The 16017-nt window shown below is 28.7% G+C and carries 18 protein-coding genes; 9 read left to right on the top strand and 9 right to left on the bottom strand.

What is annotated here, in order from left to right; all coding sequences use genetic code 11:
- From ACRC28_RS12500 to ACRC28_RS12515, 4 genes are all read right to left on the bottom strand, one after another.
- Positions 1 to 567 (bottom strand): bifunctional ornithine acetyltransferase/N-acetylglutamate synthase (locus ACRC28_RS12500; protein ID WP_438543779.1); only part of this gene is annotated, 567 nt, incomplete at its 3' end.
- A gap of 16 nt (positions 568 to 583) precedes the next feature.
- Positions 584 to 1615 carry an N-acetyl-gamma-glutamyl-phosphate reductase gene (gene argC, locus ACRC28_RS12505; RefSeq protein ID WP_438543780.1) on the bottom strand — a complete coding sequence of 344 codons (1032 nt, stop codon included), beginning with the start codon at positions 1613 to 1615 and terminating at the stop codon, positions 584 to 586.
- Positions 1608 to 2996, bottom strand: a complete 1389-nt coding sequence (gene argH / locus ACRC28_RS12510; RefSeq protein ID WP_438543781.1) for an argininosuccinate lyase — start codon at positions 2994 to 2996, stop codon at positions 1608 to 1610. The genes argC and argH overlap by 8 nt, the downstream gene beginning before the upstream one ends.
- A gap of 1 nt (position 2997) precedes the next feature.
- Positions 2998 to 4218, bottom strand: a complete 1221-nt coding sequence (locus tag ACRC28_RS12515) for an argininosuccinate synthase (RefSeq protein ID WP_438543782.1) — start codon at positions 4216 to 4218, stop codon at positions 2998 to 3000.
- Between the two features lie 259 nt (positions 4219 to 4477).
- On the opposite strand from ACRC28_RS12515, the gene ACRC28_RS12520 reads away from it, so the two are divergent.
- On the top strand, positions 4478 to 4789 hold the full coding sequence (locus ACRC28_RS12520; protein ID WP_438543783.1) for a DUF1540 domain-containing protein: 312 nt from the start codon (positions 4478 to 4480) through the stop codon (positions 4787 to 4789).
- A 36-nt stretch (positions 4790 to 4825) separates the two neighbouring features.
- On the opposite strand, the gene ACRC28_RS12525 is transcribed toward ACRC28_RS12520, so the two are convergent.
- Both ACRC28_RS12525 and ACRC28_RS12530 read right to left on the bottom strand, forming a co-directional pair.
- Positions 4826 to 5206, bottom strand: a complete 381-nt coding sequence (locus ACRC28_RS12525) for a DUF4363 family protein (protein WP_438543784.1) — start codon at positions 5204 to 5206, stop codon at positions 4826 to 4828.
- On the bottom strand, positions 5196 to 5951 hold the full coding sequence (locus tag ACRC28_RS12530; RefSeq protein WP_438543785.1) for a DUF421 domain-containing protein: 756 nt from the start codon (positions 5949 to 5951) through the stop codon (positions 5196 to 5198). Before ACRC28_RS12530 ends, ACRC28_RS12525 begins: the two co-directional genes overlap by 11 nt.
- A 111-nt stretch (positions 5952 to 6062) precedes the next feature.
- Between ACRC28_RS12530 and ACRC28_RS12535 the strand changes: the two genes are divergently transcribed.
- Positions 6063 to 7721, top strand: coding sequence for a nucleoside kinase (locus tag ACRC28_RS12535; RefSeq protein ID WP_438543786.1), 1659 nt, complete (start codon positions 6063 to 6065; stop codon positions 7719 to 7721).
- Between the two features lie 41 nt (positions 7722 to 7762).
- On the opposite strand, the gene ACRC28_RS12540 is transcribed toward ACRC28_RS12535, so the two are convergent.
- Positions 7763 to 8254 carry a hypothetical protein gene (locus tag ACRC28_RS12540; protein WP_438543787.1) on the bottom strand — a complete coding sequence of 164 codons (492 nt, stop codon included), beginning with the start codon at positions 8252 to 8254 and terminating at the stop codon, positions 7763 to 7765.
- Between the two features lie 113 nt (positions 8255 to 8367).
- Positions 8368 to 8865 (bottom strand): hypothetical protein, encoded by a 498-nt coding sequence (locus ACRC28_RS12545; RefSeq protein WP_438543788.1) that lies wholly within the window; start codon positions 8863 to 8865, stop codon positions 8368 to 8370.
- A 192-nt stretch (positions 8866 to 9057) separates the two neighbouring features.
- On the opposite strand from ACRC28_RS12545, the gene ACRC28_RS12550 reads away from it, so the two are divergent.
- Positions 9058 to 9387, top strand: coding sequence for a hypothetical protein (locus tag ACRC28_RS12550; RefSeq protein WP_438543789.1), 330 nt, complete (start codon positions 9058 to 9060; stop codon positions 9385 to 9387).
- Between the two features lie 34 nt (positions 9388 to 9421).
- On the opposite strand, the gene ACRC28_RS12555 is transcribed toward ACRC28_RS12550, so the two are convergent.
- Complete coding sequence (locus ACRC28_RS12555; RefSeq protein WP_438543790.1) at positions 9422 to 9913, bottom strand: hypothetical protein; 492 nt, start codon at positions 9911 to 9913, stop codon at positions 9422 to 9424.
- A 211-nt stretch (positions 9914 to 10124) separates the two neighbouring features.
- Between ACRC28_RS12555 and sdaAB the strand changes: the two genes are divergently transcribed.
- The 6 genes from sdaAB to ACRC28_RS12585 all read left to right on the top strand — a co-directional run bounded on the left by sdaAB (position 10125) and on the right by ACRC28_RS12585 (position 15906).
- Positions 10125 to 10805, top strand: a complete 681-nt coding sequence (sdaAB, locus tag ACRC28_RS12560; protein WP_438543791.1) for an L-serine ammonia-lyase, iron-sulfur-dependent subunit beta — start codon at positions 10125 to 10127, stop codon at positions 10803 to 10805.
- A 3-nt stretch (positions 10806 to 10808) separates the two neighbouring features.
- The gene (gene sdaAA / locus ACRC28_RS12565) at positions 10809 to 11690 is read left to right on the top strand and encodes an L-serine ammonia-lyase, iron-sulfur-dependent, subunit alpha (protein WP_438543792.1); all 882 of its coding nucleotides are present in this window, start codon (positions 10809 to 10811) and stop codon (positions 11688 to 11690) included.
- A 126-nt stretch (positions 11691 to 11816) separates the two neighbouring features.
- Positions 11817 to 12551, top strand: coding sequence for a bifunctional hydroxymethylpyrimidine kinase/phosphomethylpyrimidine kinase (locus tag ACRC28_RS12570; RefSeq protein ID WP_438543793.1), 735 nt, complete (start codon positions 11817 to 11819; stop codon positions 12549 to 12551).
- 61 nt (positions 12552 to 12612) lie between these two features.
- Positions 12613 to 13584: a diaminopimelate dehydrogenase gene (locus ACRC28_RS12575; protein ID WP_438543794.1), complete on the top strand. Its 972-nt coding sequence runs from the start codon at positions 12613 to 12615 to the stop codon at positions 13582 to 13584.
- A 34-nt stretch (positions 13585 to 13618) separates the two neighbouring features.
- Complete coding sequence (locus ACRC28_RS12580) at positions 13619 to 14089, top strand: hypothetical protein (protein ID WP_438543795.1); 471 nt, start codon at positions 13619 to 13621, stop codon at positions 14087 to 14089.
- Between the two features lie 431 nt (positions 14090 to 14520).
- The gene (locus tag ACRC28_RS12585; RefSeq protein ID WP_438543796.1) at positions 14521 to 15906 is read left to right on the top strand and encodes an amino acid permease; all 1386 of its coding nucleotides are present in this window, start codon (positions 14521 to 14523) and stop codon (positions 15904 to 15906) included.
- Positions 15907 to 16017 lie beyond the last annotated feature (111 nt).

Raw genomic sequence — 16017 nt, forward strand, 5'->3', positions numbered from 1 at the left:
AGTTCCCATATTAGGTTCAATCATTCCAGAACCCTTTGAGATACATCCAATAGAACAAGTAGTGTTATCAGAAAGAGTAAAGGAAATAGCACATTCTTTTAATTTTGTATCAGTAGTCATAATAGCAGTAGCTGCATCTCTGCTACCATCTTTAGAAAGTAGAGTTACTAGTGTTGGTATTTTATTAACAATAGGTTTTAAATTTAAAGGAACACCAATAACGCCTGTAGAAGCTACTAAAATATCTTCCTTTGGAACAGAAAGGTCAAAGGAAGTGAAATAAGACATAGCTCTTGCAGCTTCTAAACCTTGTTCACCATTACAAGTATTAGCATTTCCACTATTTATGATTATTGCACTAGCAAATCCATCTTCTAAGTGCTCACGAGTAATGTAGATAGGAGCACCTTTAACAATATTTTTTGTATATACACCAAAAGCTTTAGCACGAACTTCTGAATAAATTAATGCTAAATCTTTTTTATTAGAACTTTTTAATCCACAATGAACTCCAGAGGCTTTAAAGCCAAGTGGAGTAGTAATAGAGCCATTTTTAATAAATTCCATATTAATCCTCCTAAATTTAGAAGCAAGGACTTATAGAAAGTAGACCACAGGTTTCTTCAAAGCCTAAGGCTATATTCATATTTTGAATTGCTTGTCCTGCTGCTCCCTTAATCATATTGTCTATTGCACTAACTATTATTAAGGTATCTTTTGTATGATTTAAATGTAAGGATATATTACAAAAGTTAGATAGCCTAACTCCTTTTATTTCAGCCGTTTCACCTAAAGGAAGAATATTTACAAAAGGTGCATCCTTATAGAAGTCAGTCATAATAGCATGTATCGTGTCTAATGTAATATTCTTATTTAGATATGAGTAGATAGTAGATAAAATTCCTCTATTAATAGGAAGTAGGTGAGGTGTAAAAGTTAAATTCACCTTTTCCTTAGATTCTATATTAAGAATTTCTTCGATTTCAGGAATATGTCTATGAGCACCAATCTTATAAGGATTAAAATTTTCATTTACCTCAGTATAATGAGATGAAATATTTAAAGCACGACCTGCACCTGTTGTACCAGATTTAGAATCACAAATAATAGTATTTTTTATTATTTTATTTCTTAAAAGAGGTAAAAGTGGTAACTCAATAGAGGTTGGATAACAACCTGGATTAGCTATTATTTTATGAGTTTTAATTTTTTCTTTATTAAGTTCAGGTAAGCCATAGACACTGTATTTATGAAGCTTTGGTTTATCAAAATCTTTACCATACCATTTTTTATAAGATTCCTCAGAAGAAAGTCTAAAATCAGCTCCTAAATCAATGCAAAGTTTATCTCTATAAAATGCTTTTTCTGCAATTTCCTCACTTAAGCCGTGAGGAAGTGCAGTAAAGATAACATCTGAATCATTTATCACAGAATCAATATTTTCACAAATTAAGTCAGTTTTAAAAAGAAAATTTTTATATACTGAGCTAAAGGGTTGTCCTTCAAAAGAAGTTGAACTTACCTTTGATACAGTAACTTTAGGATGATTTAAAAGAAGTCTTAAAAGTTCACATCCAACATAACCTGTAGCTCCAATTATTCCAACTTTAAACATTAGATTTCACCTCATTTATAAAATCCTTTAAAGCTTTAAGTTGAAGAAGAACAGAGGACTTTGATGGACCACCTAAAACATTTCTTTCTTCTACACAAGTAACTAATGAAATAGCATTATATACATCACTTGTAAATATATTAGAGAAGTTTTGAAGCTCAGGAAGAGATAAATCTTCAATTCCTTTACTTTCCTTAATACAATAAAGTACAACTTCACCTACAATTTCATGTGCAACCCTGAAGGCAGTACCTTTTTTTACTAAATAATCTGCTAAATCAGTAGCATTAGTAAAGCCTTTTGATGCACCTTCTCTCATATTTTCCTTATTTACAGTCATTGTATCTATCATTCCATTAAAAGTCTTTAAGGAAAGAGTAACTGTGTCTAAGGCATCAAATAAAGCTTCCTTATCTTCTTGCATATCTTTGTTATAAGCTAGAGGAATTCCTTTCATTACTGTTAAAAGAGTAATTAAATCACCATAAACACGTCCAGTTTTTCCACGAACAAGTTCTGCAACATCAGGATTTTTCTTTTGAGGCATAATACTGCTTCCTGTACTATACTTATCAGATAACTCTACAAAACTAAATTCATTTGTGCACCAAAGGATTATTTCTTCTGAAAATCTTGAAAGATGCATCATTATAATAGAAAGGCAAGAAAGTGTTTCTATTGCATAATCTCTATCTGAAACAGAATCTAAACTATTTAATGTAACCTTTGAAAATCCTAAAGCTTCAGCAACCATATGCCTATCAATTGGGTAAGTAGAAGTTGCAAGTGCTCCACTTCCAAGTGGCATTTCATCAATTCTTACAAGCGCATCTTTAAGCCTATTTATATCACGTTTGAACATTTCGCAGTAAGCTAAAAGATGGTGGGAAAATGTGATTGGCTGTGCCTTTTGCATATGAGTGTATCCTGGCATAATAGTATCTAAATTATCCTTTGCTTTAGAGTAAAGGACAGATAATAAATCTGTTAAATCCATTATTATATTAGGAATATATTTTTTTAAGTAAAGTCTTAAATCAAGAGTAACCTGATCATTACGACTTCTACCAGTATGAAGCATTTTTCCAGAAGGACCTATATAGTAGGTTAAAAGTCCTTCTGTGAAGCTATGAATATCTTCAGCTGTCATATCAAATTCAATAGTTCCATTTTCTAATCTCTTTAGGATTTCTAAAAGACCATCTTGAATTTTTTTACTAGCTTCATTTGGTATTATATTTTTTGAGCCAAGCATTTTAACATGAGCAAGGCTTCCTTCTATATCTTCTTTGTACATTCTTTTGTCTACATTTATTGATGAATTGAAGTCATTAACTAATGGGTCTACTGAAGTCTTAAAGCGTCCACCCCATAATTTCATATTAGTTTTTTCCTTTAAGAGCCTTTTCCATTTTTGCTTTTACTGTAATAGGTAATCCAAATAGATTTATAAATCCAGCAGAATCATTTTGGTTATATACTTCATCTTCATCAAAAGTTGCATATTCTTCACTATATAAAGAGTAAGGCGAAGTTATTCCAGCACTTATAATATTTCCTTTATAAAGCTTTAATTTAACATCACCAGTAACAGTTTCTTGAGTTTTGTTTATAAAAGCTGAAAGAGCTTCACGTAATGGTGTATACCATTGACCGTTATAAACAATATCTGCAAATTTTAATGCAACCATTTCTTTATAATGCATAGTTTCTTTATCTAAACAAATAGATTCTAATTCTTTATGTGCATAGTATAAAATACTTCCACCAGGAGTTTCATAAACGCCACGTGATTTCATACCAACTAATCTATTTTCAACCATGTCACAAGTTCCAACACCATTTTCACCACCAAGCTTGTTAAGAGCTAAAATAAGACTAACACCGTCCATTTTTTCTCCATTTAAAGCTACAGGAATACCTTCTTCAAAAGAAAGAGTAAGATAAGTAGCTTCATCAGGTGCTTTGAAAACTGTCTTTGACATTTCAAGAATTTTTTCATAATCAGGTTCATTATTTGGATCTTCTAAGTCTAAGCCTTCATGACTTAAATGCCAAAGATTTTTATCTTTACTATAATTAGTTTCACGAGTAAGCTTTATTGGAATATTTTTATCAATTGCATATTGAATTTCTTCATCACGAGATTTAATATCCCAAATTCTCCAAGGTGCAATAATAGGCATATCTGGTGCAAAAGCTTTTATAGCAAGTTCAAATCTAACTTGATCATTTCCTTTTCCAGTACAACCGTGGCATATAGCATCTGCACCCTCAGCTATTGCTATTTCAACCATTCTTTTTCCTATTATAGGTCTTGCAAAAGAAGTTCCTAAAAGGTATTTTCCTTCATAAACTGCATTTGCTTTTACAGTTTCAAAAACATAATCATTTACAAATTCCTTAGTTAGATCTTCAATATAAATTTTAGAAGCACCAGTTTTAAGTGCTTTTTCTTCTAATCCTTCTAGCTCGTCAGATTGCCCCACATTACCAACAACAGCTATAACCTCACATCCATAGTTTTCCTTTAGCCATGGAATAATTATAGATGTATCTAAACCTCCTGAATAAGCTAAAACAACTTTATTAAATTTTTTCATATAAATGCCCCCTTTAAATTAATCTACCATTTATTGGTATTATATACCTGATGGAATATTTATGCAATATATTTATAAAAAATAAATAAAATTTATTTTTTTATGCATAAAATGAATAAAATAGAAAGAAATATGCATAAAAAACCTTATAAAGCAAAAAAATGAATAAATAGAAGTATAATACCAATAAGACAAGGGTATTAAATTAAAAGAAAGACAAATACTATGGTTGTATAGAAGAAAAAGGAGTTGATGTTAAATGACTACATTAAAATGTGAAGTTTCAGATTGTACAAACAATAAACAAAACTGTTGTTGTAACAATGAAATAACAATTGGTGGACAAGAGGCAGAGTTTTCTAGCGAAACTAATTGTAAAAATTTTCAACCTAAAATGGATTCTTTAACAAGTGATGTACGTGACATAAATCCTAGTTTATATATTAATTGCAGTGTAGACACATGTACTTATAACAAGGGGCAAACTTGTGTAGCAAAAAATGTGGATATTTCTAATAATTTAAACAGTTACTCTTCTGATACAGAATGTGCTACTTTTGAAGAAAGGTAGATGAAAAGGGCTATAAAAATAGCCCTTTTTAAAATTTTAAAAAATATTCTCTAAGGTTGGATTTTGAAAGTTTTTCATAGTTTTAGCTGAAACTTTTAAGATATGAATTGCCGTTAAGGAATCGCCATAACTTTCAGAACGTGAACTAGTTGCAACAGAAATACAATTAGTCATAAGAAGTTCTGTATCATAGTGCGAAACATAAAAAGAGCAAAAAGCATCGTCTTGTTCAATAATAGTTAGAAGCTTTAGTGAGAGTTCATAGGATTTATTAAAATCATTCATTTCGACAGCTTCTTCCATAGCATTACAAGTAGATTCTATATACTCATATAAATTGTTTAATTTTTTTGTAGCATAAAAAACAAGAAAAATTAAAGAAAAGAATAAGATTAATGATATAATTCTATTCCTCATAATATTCTTCATCCTTATATTCATCAAAAAGCTGGTATTTAAAATTGCCTTTAGTATCAAAAAAAGCAATTAAAACTTTTTTTAAATCTGTTACACCATTTTCTTTTAGTTTATCTAAAATCCAATCTTTAGAACGATTAACTTTCGTTAATGCATTAATATTTATTTTTCCATCACAAACAAGTATTTTAGGTAAAAAAATTTCAGTAGGGGCTTCATTACCAGACATAGTTGTTTTAGGTGAGGTTTTACGATGATATTTGCCCTTAGATTTTCTTAATATAGGTTTTGTTGAATTATTAGATTTATTAGGAAGTATTGAAATATCACCATTAGTTTCTAAAATAGCATATTTAATATCCTCTAAATCAAAATATCCAGCAAGTCTAAGCTCTTCCATAAGTTCATCAATATTTATTTGTTGAACTTTGAGCTCTTTGTAAATAATTCTACTTTTATAAATTAATATGGATGGAGAGCCATCTATAACTTTTCTTGCAAATTGGCTTTTAAGTTGTAATTGAGACAAGCTTAATTTTAAAAGTAATAAAGTAAGCATAGGAATAATTCCAAGAAGTAAGGGTAATTTTATATCTTGCATAGGTAAAAGAGCAAGGTCAGAAACCATAATGGTTATTATGAATTCATAGGGTTGAAGCTCGCCAACTTGACGTTTTCCCATAAGTCTCATAACAATCATTACTAATATATATAAGATTATAGTTCTTATAAGTAAAATAAGCATAATAAAACCTCCTTCTATAATAATGTTCTCAAAAAAATGTAGAATATTCATATAGATTTTGTTTTATACCTTAATAAAAAGTAATATAATGGGAAAGAGAGGGGTGAATGTATGGAAAATTATAATATAATATTTGAAGATGGAAAGATAATAAATGTAGAGAGAGGGACAACCTTCGAGGAATTAATAGATAAACATTTTAAAACTGAAAAAGAAAACATAGCTTTATGCAGACTGAATTATGAATACTTTGAATTAAAATCAGAAATAAAAGAAAGTGGAAATCTAACTATTGTAAAATTGGATACAAGCCTTGGAATGAATATATATAAAAGAGCATTACAATTTATATTTATAAAAGCAACACTTGATATATTTCCAAATGCAAAGATAACAATAGAACATTCTATTAGTAAATGTATATTTGGAGAAATTCATAAAAAAATAGCATTGACTAAAGAAGATGTGTTTAAAATTAAAGAGCGAATGCTAGAGTTAATTAAAGAAAATGTGAAAATAGAAAAAGAAAAATTCTCAAAAGAAGAGGCAATTAAAGTATTTGAAGAGTATGGAATGGAAGATAAAGTTGCACTTTTAGAAACAATGGAAGAGGACAGCATCGATTTATATAAATTACAAAACAGGTATGATTATTTTTACGGGTTAATGGGTGATAGTACAGGCATAATAAAGGCTTTTGATTTGAAATATTATGAACCAGGATTTATCCTTAGATATCCAGAAGAAAATAATTTAGAAGAGTTACCAGAATTTAAGGAGCAAAAGAAGCTTTTTAATATATTTTATGAAACAGAAAAATGGCTTGAAATATTAGGCATTGGAGAAGTTGGAAGTTTAAATAGGGAGATAGATGAAGGGAATATTAGGAATCTTGTATTAGTATCAGAAGCATTGCATGAGAAAAAAATAGCATACATTGCAGATAATGTGGTTAATAAAAGAGGTGTTAAGATGGTTCTAATAGCAGGTCCATCATCATCAGGTAAAACTACATTTTCAAAAAGATTAAGTATCCAATTAAGGGTGAATGGGCTTGTACCAGTACCGATATCCTTAGATGATTATTTTGTTGATAGGGAAGAAAATCCTAAAGATGAAGAAGGAAACTATGACTTTGAAACTATAAAATCAGTAGATTTAGTTACACTAAATGAGCATTTTTTAAAGTTGTTAAAAGGAGAAGAAGTTGAAATACCATCCTATAACTTTAAAACAGGAAGAAGAGAGTGGAGAGGGAATAAACTTAAACTTCCTAAAAATGGAATATTGATAGTTGAAGGAATTCATGCATTAAATCCAATGTTAACATCAAAGGTTAGTGAAGAAAATAAATATAAAATATATATATCAGCATTAACACAATTAAATTTAGATAATCATAATAGAATTCAAACAACAGATGTAAGAAAGATAAGAAGAATAGTTAGAGATTATTTATCAAGAGGGTATGGTGCTGAAGAAACTCTTAAAATGTGGCCTTCTATAAAGAGGGGGGAAAGAAATAATATTTTTGTATATCAAGAAGAATGTGAAGATATGTTTAATTCAACTTTAGTCTATGAGTTATCAGTACTAAAACCTTATGCATTAAAGGAATTAAATAAAATAAAAAAAGATAGCCCTGTTTATGCAGAAAGTTATAGATTAAAAGCATTTTTAAGTTTCTTTAAAGAAATCCCTATGGAATATGTACCAGATAACTCAATATTCAGGGAGTTTATAGGGGGAAGTTTATTTTACGATTATTAAATAGAAAAAGAACTGTACTTGCGGATACAGTTCTTTTCTATTTAAAATTCTTCTATATGAATTTTCTTTTTAGATAAAAAGTCACGAACAATGTTTTTTTGTTCTTCTTTCAATTTCATACTGAAAATAATTTTATTATTATTTATAAAGCCAATTGAAAACTTTCCACTAGATAATTTTTGAATTCCAACAGCACTTACTTTTTTATACTCTAAATAATAATGAATAAAGAAAATACCTTCATTTGCTAAAATAACAGTTCTGTTTAAAAAAGCAGAAATTAATATAATAATAAAGAATACAAATCCCATAATTATTTCAAAAAGTGTCATGTGCTTATAGCTGTAAATAACATAACCTAAAAGTGCAATTGCACAAATTATATAAGTATAAAAGCTTGGAATATAATGAATAAATTCTTTATATTCACCTTGTGCATATAATGCCTTCTTTTTATCAAAATTCTTCTTAAATGTGAATAGGAAATATATAGTCATTCCTATGAAAAGTATAATACCAAAATTATTGTTCAAAATAAAACCTTCTTTCTTTAAATAAGATATTTTAAAGTATTGTCAAAATGAAAAGTTATTAATCAAAAAGCTATACCAATACAACTTATTATAAGTAATACTGGTATAGCTTTTTAATGTCTTTCAATAGCACGTTTACCGTGTTCAGCCATATAATTTCTGAAAATATCTTTCTTTTCATTAGGTAAGATAAACTTAAGTTCTCCACCATTTGTTTTTCTTATAGTTATTAAAGAGTAATTAGCTTTTTTAATATGTGGATCAATAGTGATTTTACTCATTTCACTAAATTCCATCATACTATACATATAAGAAAGTCTCTTAAAGCCGATAACCATTCTTGAGTTTACAATACCAGATGCTAGAGCAATAACAATAAAAACAACTGCAAGAGCTATTGTAACAGGGTTTATACCTTCATGTGAGTAAAGCATATAAGCTAATATAATTAAAATAACAACAACATAAGAAAATGATATAGGCATTATGTTCCAAATAGTTAACCCATCAACATCTCTTTTTAATCTTAATTGTGCCCCAAAAGGCTTTAGCATATTTTTGCATAACATGAAGACTAATCCTAAGATGACAATGTATACAAGTATTTGCATCGTAAATATCAGTCCTTTCAATAGTTTAATTATGTACATTATTTAAAATAAACATAGATAAATAATACCAATATAAAAAGAATAAGATATTAATAAATAATGAATGAAATGTTAATAAAGGAGAGGTTGATAAAGTATAAGTGTTATTGATAAAATATATTGTATAAAAAGAAAAAATAAGAGGTGGAAAAAATGATAAAAATAGAAGGTAAAGAAGAAAAAAGAGAAGCAAAGGAATACATACAAAATATAGCAAAGTCATCAACATATTTTTCATTTAGAAATGGTCCAATTAAGAAACTATATGAAGAAGGTAAGATTACGGACGAAGAAATGAAAAATATGCAAGAATACATGCAAGATCATTTAGCGTATTTATATACAGTATTATTAGAAGAAAACAATATAGAAAAGTTTAATCTAATAGTGTCAACAATGAATAAGTTTTATGTAAATGATGAATCAGAAGTTTCTATAAGAGATGATGGATTTGATGGATTTTATAAAAGTCTTTTTAAATAAAAGATATTGAAATAAAAGAAGAAAAGCAAAGGGCTTATTCTTCTTTTATTTTTTTAATTACAACAGATTTTCTGTTTAAAATTTCGGAGATTATTGAACTATTATTTTTAGAAGTAGTAAAAGAAAATTTTCTTTTATCATTGAGAGAGAAAAGAATAAGCTTTTTATTTCCTTTTGGTTTAATAAGGACATAATTTATTTTTTTGTAGCTTATAGAATAATAAGAATATGAAAAATTATCGTGTCCAAATAAAATATTTGCATTTACGAAATTTGAAATTATTAATAAAAGGATTATTAATATAGCTAAAGATTGAGTGAGTGGTGTAAAATCATTCTCAGCAAAAATTATGTATAGTATAAGTATGAAGCAAAGTATTGTTGAAGAAAAGAAGAGAGAGTTAAAATTATAGATTGAGTGATAACTTCCTTCTTTTTTTATTGTACGTTTATTAACTATATTTCTTATTAAAAAGAATAAGTTAAATAAAATAAATGCTATTTCAAATAAAAATAAAATATCCATAAAACCTCCAAAGTTTAAGTGTAATATATATTAATATTTATTGAAGAAAAAATATTAATTAGAATAATTAAATTATTGCCAAATACAATTTAAAGTATTCAGTAAAAGTGACAATAGATTAAAATTTAAAATGTAAGTTATAAAGCTATTTTAATTAAGTTTAAAATATATTAAAATAAAGGTAAATAAATTAAAAAGGATAGGGAAAGATATGAAAAATGTTGGTGTTTTTGATATATTAGGGCCAATTATGATAGGTCCTTCAAGTTCACATACTGCAGGAGCAGCTAGACTTGGAAGAGTTGCAAGATCAATTGCAGGTGATGATGTTGTAGAGGTAAAGTTTTTACTTCATGGATCTTTTGGTAAAACGTATAAGGGGCATGGAACAGATAGGGCTTTAGTTGCGGGGATTTTAGGAATGAATCCAAGTGATAAAAGACTTAGAACTTCTATGGAAATAGCTAAAGAGATTGGATTAAAATATGAATTTGTTGAGGCAGATTTAGGAGATGAACATCCTAATACTGTTAGATTCATAATGAAAACTAAAGATGGAAGTATAACTGAGGTTATGGGTTCATCTATTGGTGGTGGAAGTATTCAAATTACTGAGGTTAATGGAAGTAGAGTTAATTTTACAGGGGATTATCCAACTTTAATAGTAACTCAAAAAGATATTCCAGGGGTAGTATCAAATGTTACAGCATTTCTTTCAAAGAAGGATGTTAATATAGCCTTTATGAGTGTGTTCAGACAACAAAGAGGACAAGGTGCTACTATGATTTTTGAATTAGATCATAGCATTGATGAGGAAGTTTTAAGTAATATAAGAAATTTAAATTATATAGAAAAAGTTATACTTATTAATCCTGTTAAGGAGGAGATTTAAAAAATGAAGATAGCAAGAAGTGGAGAAGAGCTTATACATATATGTAATGAAGAAAATATTTCTTTAAGCGAATATGCAATAAGAATGGAAATAGAAAAGTCTAATGAAGATAGAGATGTTATTATAGAGAAAATGCGTGATAACTTAAAGGTTATGATTGATTCTGTAACAGAAGGAATGGAAAAGGCTGTGTACTCTGTAACAGGATTAATTGGTGGAGATGGACATAAGGTAAATGAATATTTAAAAAAGGGAAATACCTTAACGGGAACAACAACTGTTATGGCAATGGCAATGGCACTTTCTTGTTCAGAAGTTAACGCATCTATGGGAAGAATAGTTGCATGTCCTACGGCAGGTTCATGTGGAATATTACCAGCGGTTATTTTAGCAGCTGGTGGAAAGCTTTCTAAAACTGAGGATGAAATGATAGAAGGGCTTTTTGCAGCGGCAGCTATTGGAACAATTATAGGAATGAATGCCACACTTTCAGGTGCTGAAGGTGGATGTCAAGCGGAATGTGGTTCAGCAGCTGCTATGGGTGCAGGTGCAGCTGTATTTATGATGGGCGGGACACCTAAAATGAGTATGGATGCAGGTGCAATAGTATTAAAAAATATTTTAGGGCTTGTATGTGACCCTGTTGCAGGACTTGTTGAAATTCCTTGTGCAAAAAGAAATGCATCAGGAGCAATAAGTGCATTATGTACAGCAGATTTAGTAATGGCAGGGGTAGATTCAAAAATTCCTTTTGATGATACTGTAAGTGCTATGTATAAAGTTGGACGTGAAATGCCATCATCATTAAGAGAAACAGCTTTAGGTGGAGTGGCAATTACAAAAGCAGGTCTTGAACTTAGAAAAAAAGTTTTTGGTGATGAATAAAAAATTACTTTAAAAGGTGGTGCAGTGCATCACCTTTCTTAAAATGTTTAAAATAATTTTGATTTGTAAAACTAAAAGATGGGATATAATAAAATATATAATACAAAAGATAAAGGAGAGAACAGAATGAATAGAGGATTGACTATATCGGCAGCAGATTGTATAGGAACAGTGGGAGTTCAAAAAGATATTACCATATTCTTGAAAAATGGGATTTGTCCATCAACAATTACTACATCAATAATTGCACAAAATAGATTAGGCGAATTTAAGGTTGAAAAAATATCGAAGGGAATATTAAAAGACCAAATAAAAGTTGTTTTTGAAGAGTTAGATTTTGATGTTATAAAAATAGGGGCATTAATAGGTGAAGATAATATAAAAGTAGTTGGAAAAGAATTAAGAAAAAAAAGAAATGTTCCAAGTATAGTAGTAAATGGGCAAATTGTTTCTAAAAATGGTGAAGGTGTTTTATCAAAAAATGAAAAAAAGGTGTATATAAAAGAAATTTTGCCACTGGCATATCTTTTAATCTTAAGCAAAAATGATATTGAAGAATTGTTTGATATAAGTGTTATTGGAATACGAGATATTGAAGAAGTCTTAGAAAAAATAAAAAGACTTGGACCAGTAAATATTTTAGTTAGAAATCTGCAAGATGAAGATAAGGCTGTAGATATATTATATGATGGTGAAGAAATGGTGTTTTTTAAAGGTGAATTATTAAATAACAATGATACATATATAGAAGGGGAAGCTTTATCTGCTAGTATAGCAGCAAGTATAGGAAATAAATTAAGTTTAAGAACATCAATTAAGAATAGTAAAAGTTACATATTAGAAGAAAAAAGAAAAGTTTAGTTGAAAAAATAATACAAAAAATGGTAAAATTATAAAAACATAGTTTATAGGAGGGTTTATAATGGAAAAAGTTAGAGTTGGGGTTGTAGGTTATGGGAATTTAGGTCGTGGAGTGTTAAATTCAATAAAGCAAAATGAGGATATGGAGTTAAAGGCGGTTTTTACAAGAAGAGAAGGAATAAGTGTAGATGGAATAGAAACAGTTCATGTATCTAAAATTAAAGAGTATACAGGACATATTGATGTTATGATTCTTTGTGGAGGTTCAGCAACTGATTTACCAGAGCAAGGACCTATGATTTTAAAAGAATTTAATACTGTTGATTCCTTTGATACTCATGCAAAAATTCCAGAGTACTTTGATGAAATGGATAAGATAGGAAAAGAAAGTGATACTCTTTCAATAATTTCAGTAGGATGGGACCCAGGATTATTTTCGATAAATAGACTTATGGGAAGAGCTATTTTACCAGAAGGTGAAGATTATACTTTCTGGGGAAGAGGAGTAAGTCAAGGCCATTCAGATGCTATAAGAAGAATAGATGGTGTTAAAAATGGAATACAATACACAGTACCTAAAGAAGAGGCTTTAACGAAGGTTAGAAATTTGGAAAATCCTAAATTAGAAACTAGAGAAAAGCATGATAGAATTTGTTATGTAGTTTTAGAAGAGGGTGCAGATAAAGATTTAATAGAAAAAGAAATAAAAGAAATGCCAAATTATTTTTCAGATTATGACACAGAAGTAAATTTCATCTCAGAAGAAGAGTTAAAGAGAGAGCATAGCGGAATGCCTCATGGTGGCTTTGTTATAAGAACGGGAGTTACTGGAAATGGGAATAGAGAAAAAATAGAATATTCTTTAGAGCTTGATAGTAATCCAGAATTTACATCAAGTGTTTTAGTAGCTTATGCAAGAGCTATAAATAAAATGGCTAAAGAAGGAAAACGTGGAGCAGTAACAGTTTTTGATGTACCTCTTGGATATCTTTCTAATAAAACTCCAGCAGAGTTAAGAAAAGAATTATTATAAGGAAAGCTTAACTATGCATCATGATTTTATTCTTGTGAAAAAAAGCAAGATAAGTACTAAGGATAAAAGAGAGAAGGTAGTTACTAACTATTTCAATAATAATAAAGAGAACTTACCATTTATACAGATTGAAGATGATATTATTATATATATTTACGATACATTAAAATGGATAAGAAATGATTGTGAAGAAATAGTAGAGAAGAGAGGGCTTGCATATCATGGATTAACATTAATACAAGATGATAATGCGGAAAAGCTTAAAAAAATAATCAAAGCATGGGCAATTTTATTTTCTTTAGGAGATGAAGAATTTACACTTGAAGGTTCATATGTGTTTGAGGGAATGAAGGTTCATGAAGGTGAAGAATACTTTGTTGGTGGCTCATATGAAAAAATAATAGTGAAAAAAAGAAAGTTATTAAAAGATTTGAAAAAACTTATAGATATGCTAGAAGTTGTAGAAAAAAATGCAGAATATTGTGTATTTCATATGGGAATATAGAGATAATAGAAAGAGAGGTTTTATCCTCTCTTTTAAAATTTACATTTAATAAATATAAATAAAAAGTTACTATTAAATGAATAAAAAGAAAAGGAATTCATTTAAGAATTTAATAGATATTAGAGAAATATAAAGTAAGTTAAAAATAAAGTTTTAAAAAATAGTCATAAAAAATGATAAAGAGATAAAAATAAAGGCGAAAAGGAAAATAAAAAGTTCATATTTTTAAAGAAAAAGATGGTAAATACATAGGTGGATTGGAATAAAGTTAACTATTAAGTTAAAAAAAGGACAATAAAAGTTAATAAATTTTTGATATTATGAAAAAAGATTAAAAAATAAAAGTATATTTTTTTTAATTAGACAAAAACTTTAGAAGCAGAGGAGTAGGTAACTTTGCGAAGAAAGTCATATAGAAGAAGGTGAGTTAAATGAGTATTTTTAGAACTCAAAATATTGAGAGTGTGTCAAAGCATGTAAATTCAGGTGAGAAGAATTTAGGTACACTAGACTTAACTCTTATGAGTATTGGTTCAGTTATAGGAACAGGAGTAATGGTTTTAACTGGAATTGTAGCAGCAACAGAAGCAGGCCCAGGAGTAATGTTATCATTCTTAATTGGTGGAATTGCAGCAGCTATAATAGTTCTTTGTTATGCAGAACTTTGTTCAGCTATCCCAAGTTCAGGTGGGTCATACACGTTTATCTATACTACAATGGGTGAGATTGTAGCGTATGTTGGAGGACTATGTATAGTTATTGGATATATTCTATCAACGGCAACAGTAGCTTCTGGGTGGAGCGGATATTTAGTTAGTTTTTTAGATGCATTGAAAATTCATTTGCCAAAAGTTCTGACAACTATTCCATCAGACGGAGGAATTGTAAATTTACCAGCTATATTTTCAATACTTTTAATTACTTTTGTAATATCAAGAGGAACAAAAGATAGTAAAAAAGTAAATAATATAATGGTTCTTATAAAAATAGGTGTTATAGCACTATTTGTTGTAGTAGGTATATTTCATATACATTCTAGTAACTGGACTCCATTTATGCCGTATAAAATAACAGGTGTAATGACAGGAGCAGCTTCAGTATTTTTTGCCTATTGTGGTTTTGATGCAACGGCGTCAGCAGCACCATATGTAAAAGATCCTAAAAAAGCGTTACCAATAGGACTTTTAGTATCTCTTGGGGTATGTACATTAATTTATGTATTAGTGTCAGCAGTATTAACAGGAATAACTGCATATACAAATTTAAATGTATCTGATGCATTATCATATGCTTTAAATGTGGCTGGAAAGCCAACAATTGCATTAATAGTATCACTTGGAAGTGTAATAGGAATTTTAGCTGTTATATTTGCAAGTAACTTTGCAACATCACAGATTATAAGTACAATGAGTGTAGATGGATTACTTCCAAAAATCTTTAATAAAAAAGATAAAAATGATGTACCATATGTATCTTTATGGGTTGTAGGAATAATAGGTTCAATACTTGCAGGCTTTATAAATTTAAGTCAACTTGCTAACTTTGCAAGTATAGCATTACTTTTAGTATATGGATTAGTTTCATTCTCAATTATAATTTTCAGAAAGAAATTCCCAAATGTAGAAAGAGGATTTAAAACACCTTTAGTTCCATTAGTACCTATATTAGGAGCAGGATGTTGTATATTCTTAATGACAAACTTAAAAAGTGATACATGGATAACATTTATAATAATATTAGCAATAATAGTAATTTCATATTTTATATATGGAAGAAAAAATTCAGTTATTGTTGAAGAAAGATTGAAAAATAAATAAGTTATTTAAATAAAACCTTTTTTAAGATTTTCTTAAAAGAGGTTTTATTGTTTATAAAAAAGAAAAAAAGACAAAACTTAAGGTGTTGATATAAAAATATTTTAAGGGTAT

Origin of the sequence: Clostridium sp., from assembly GCF_051650885.1 — a bacterium.
In the GTDB taxonomy this organism is placed as follows: domain Bacteria; phylum Bacillota; class Clostridia; order Clostridiales; family Clostridiaceae; genus Clostridium.

Excerpts from the sequence above, each read along its gene's own strand:
- ACRC28_RS12570 (WP_438543793.1), top strand. The coding sequence starts at position 11,817 with ATGAATAGAGGATTGACTATATCGGCAGCAGATTGTATAGGAACAGTG.
- ACRC28_RS12535 (WP_438543786.1), top strand. The coding sequence starts at position 6,063 with ATGGAAAATTATAATATAATATTTGAAGATGGAAAGATAATAAATGTA.
- sdaAB (WP_438543791.1), top strand. The coding sequence starts at position 10,125 with ATGAAAAATGTTGGTGTTTTTGATATATTAGGGCCAATTATGATAGGT.
- ACRC28_RS12550 (WP_438543789.1), top strand. The coding sequence starts at position 9,058 with ATGATAAAAATAGAAGGTAAAGAAGAAAAAAGAGAAGCAAAGGAATAC.
- argC (WP_438543780.1), bottom strand. The coding sequence starts at position 1,615 with ATGTTTAAAGTTGGAATAATTGGAGCTACAGGTTATGTTGGATGTGAA.
- argH (WP_438543781.1), bottom strand. The coding sequence starts at position 2,996 with ATGAAATTATGGGGTGGACGCTTTAAGACTTCAGTAGACCCATTAGTT.
- ACRC28_RS12545 (WP_438543788.1), bottom strand. The coding sequence starts at position 8,865 with ATGCAAATACTTGTATACATTGTCATCTTAGGATTAGTCTTCATGTTA.
- ACRC28_RS12530 (WP_438543785.1), bottom strand. The coding sequence starts at position 5,951 with ATGCTTATTTTACTTATAAGAACTATAATCTTATATATATTAGTAATG.
- ACRC28_RS12515 (WP_438543782.1), bottom strand. The coding sequence starts at position 4,218 with ATGAAAAAATTTAATAAAGTTGTTTTAGCTTATTCAGGAGGTTTAGAT.
- ACRC28_RS12585 (WP_438543796.1), top strand. The coding sequence starts at position 14,521 with ATGAGTATTTTTAGAACTCAAAATATTGAGAGTGTGTCAAAGCATGTA.
- ACRC28_RS12520 (WP_438543783.1), top strand. The coding sequence starts at position 4,478 with ATGACTACATTAAAATGTGAAGTTTCAGATTGTACAAACAATAAACAA.
- ACRC28_RS12525 (WP_438543784.1), bottom strand. The coding sequence starts at position 5,206 with ATGAGGAATAGAATTATATCATTAATCTTATTCTTTTCTTTAATTTTT.
- ACRC28_RS12555 (WP_438543790.1), bottom strand. The coding sequence starts at position 9,913 with ATGGATATTTTATTTTTATTTGAAATAGCATTTATTTTATTTAACTTA.
- ACRC28_RS12575 (WP_438543794.1), top strand. The coding sequence starts at position 12,613 with ATGGAAAAAGTTAGAGTTGGGGTTGTAGGTTATGGGAATTTAGGTCGT.
- sdaAA (WP_438543792.1), top strand. The coding sequence starts at position 10,809 with ATGAAGATAGCAAGAAGTGGAGAAGAGCTTATACATATATGTAATGAA.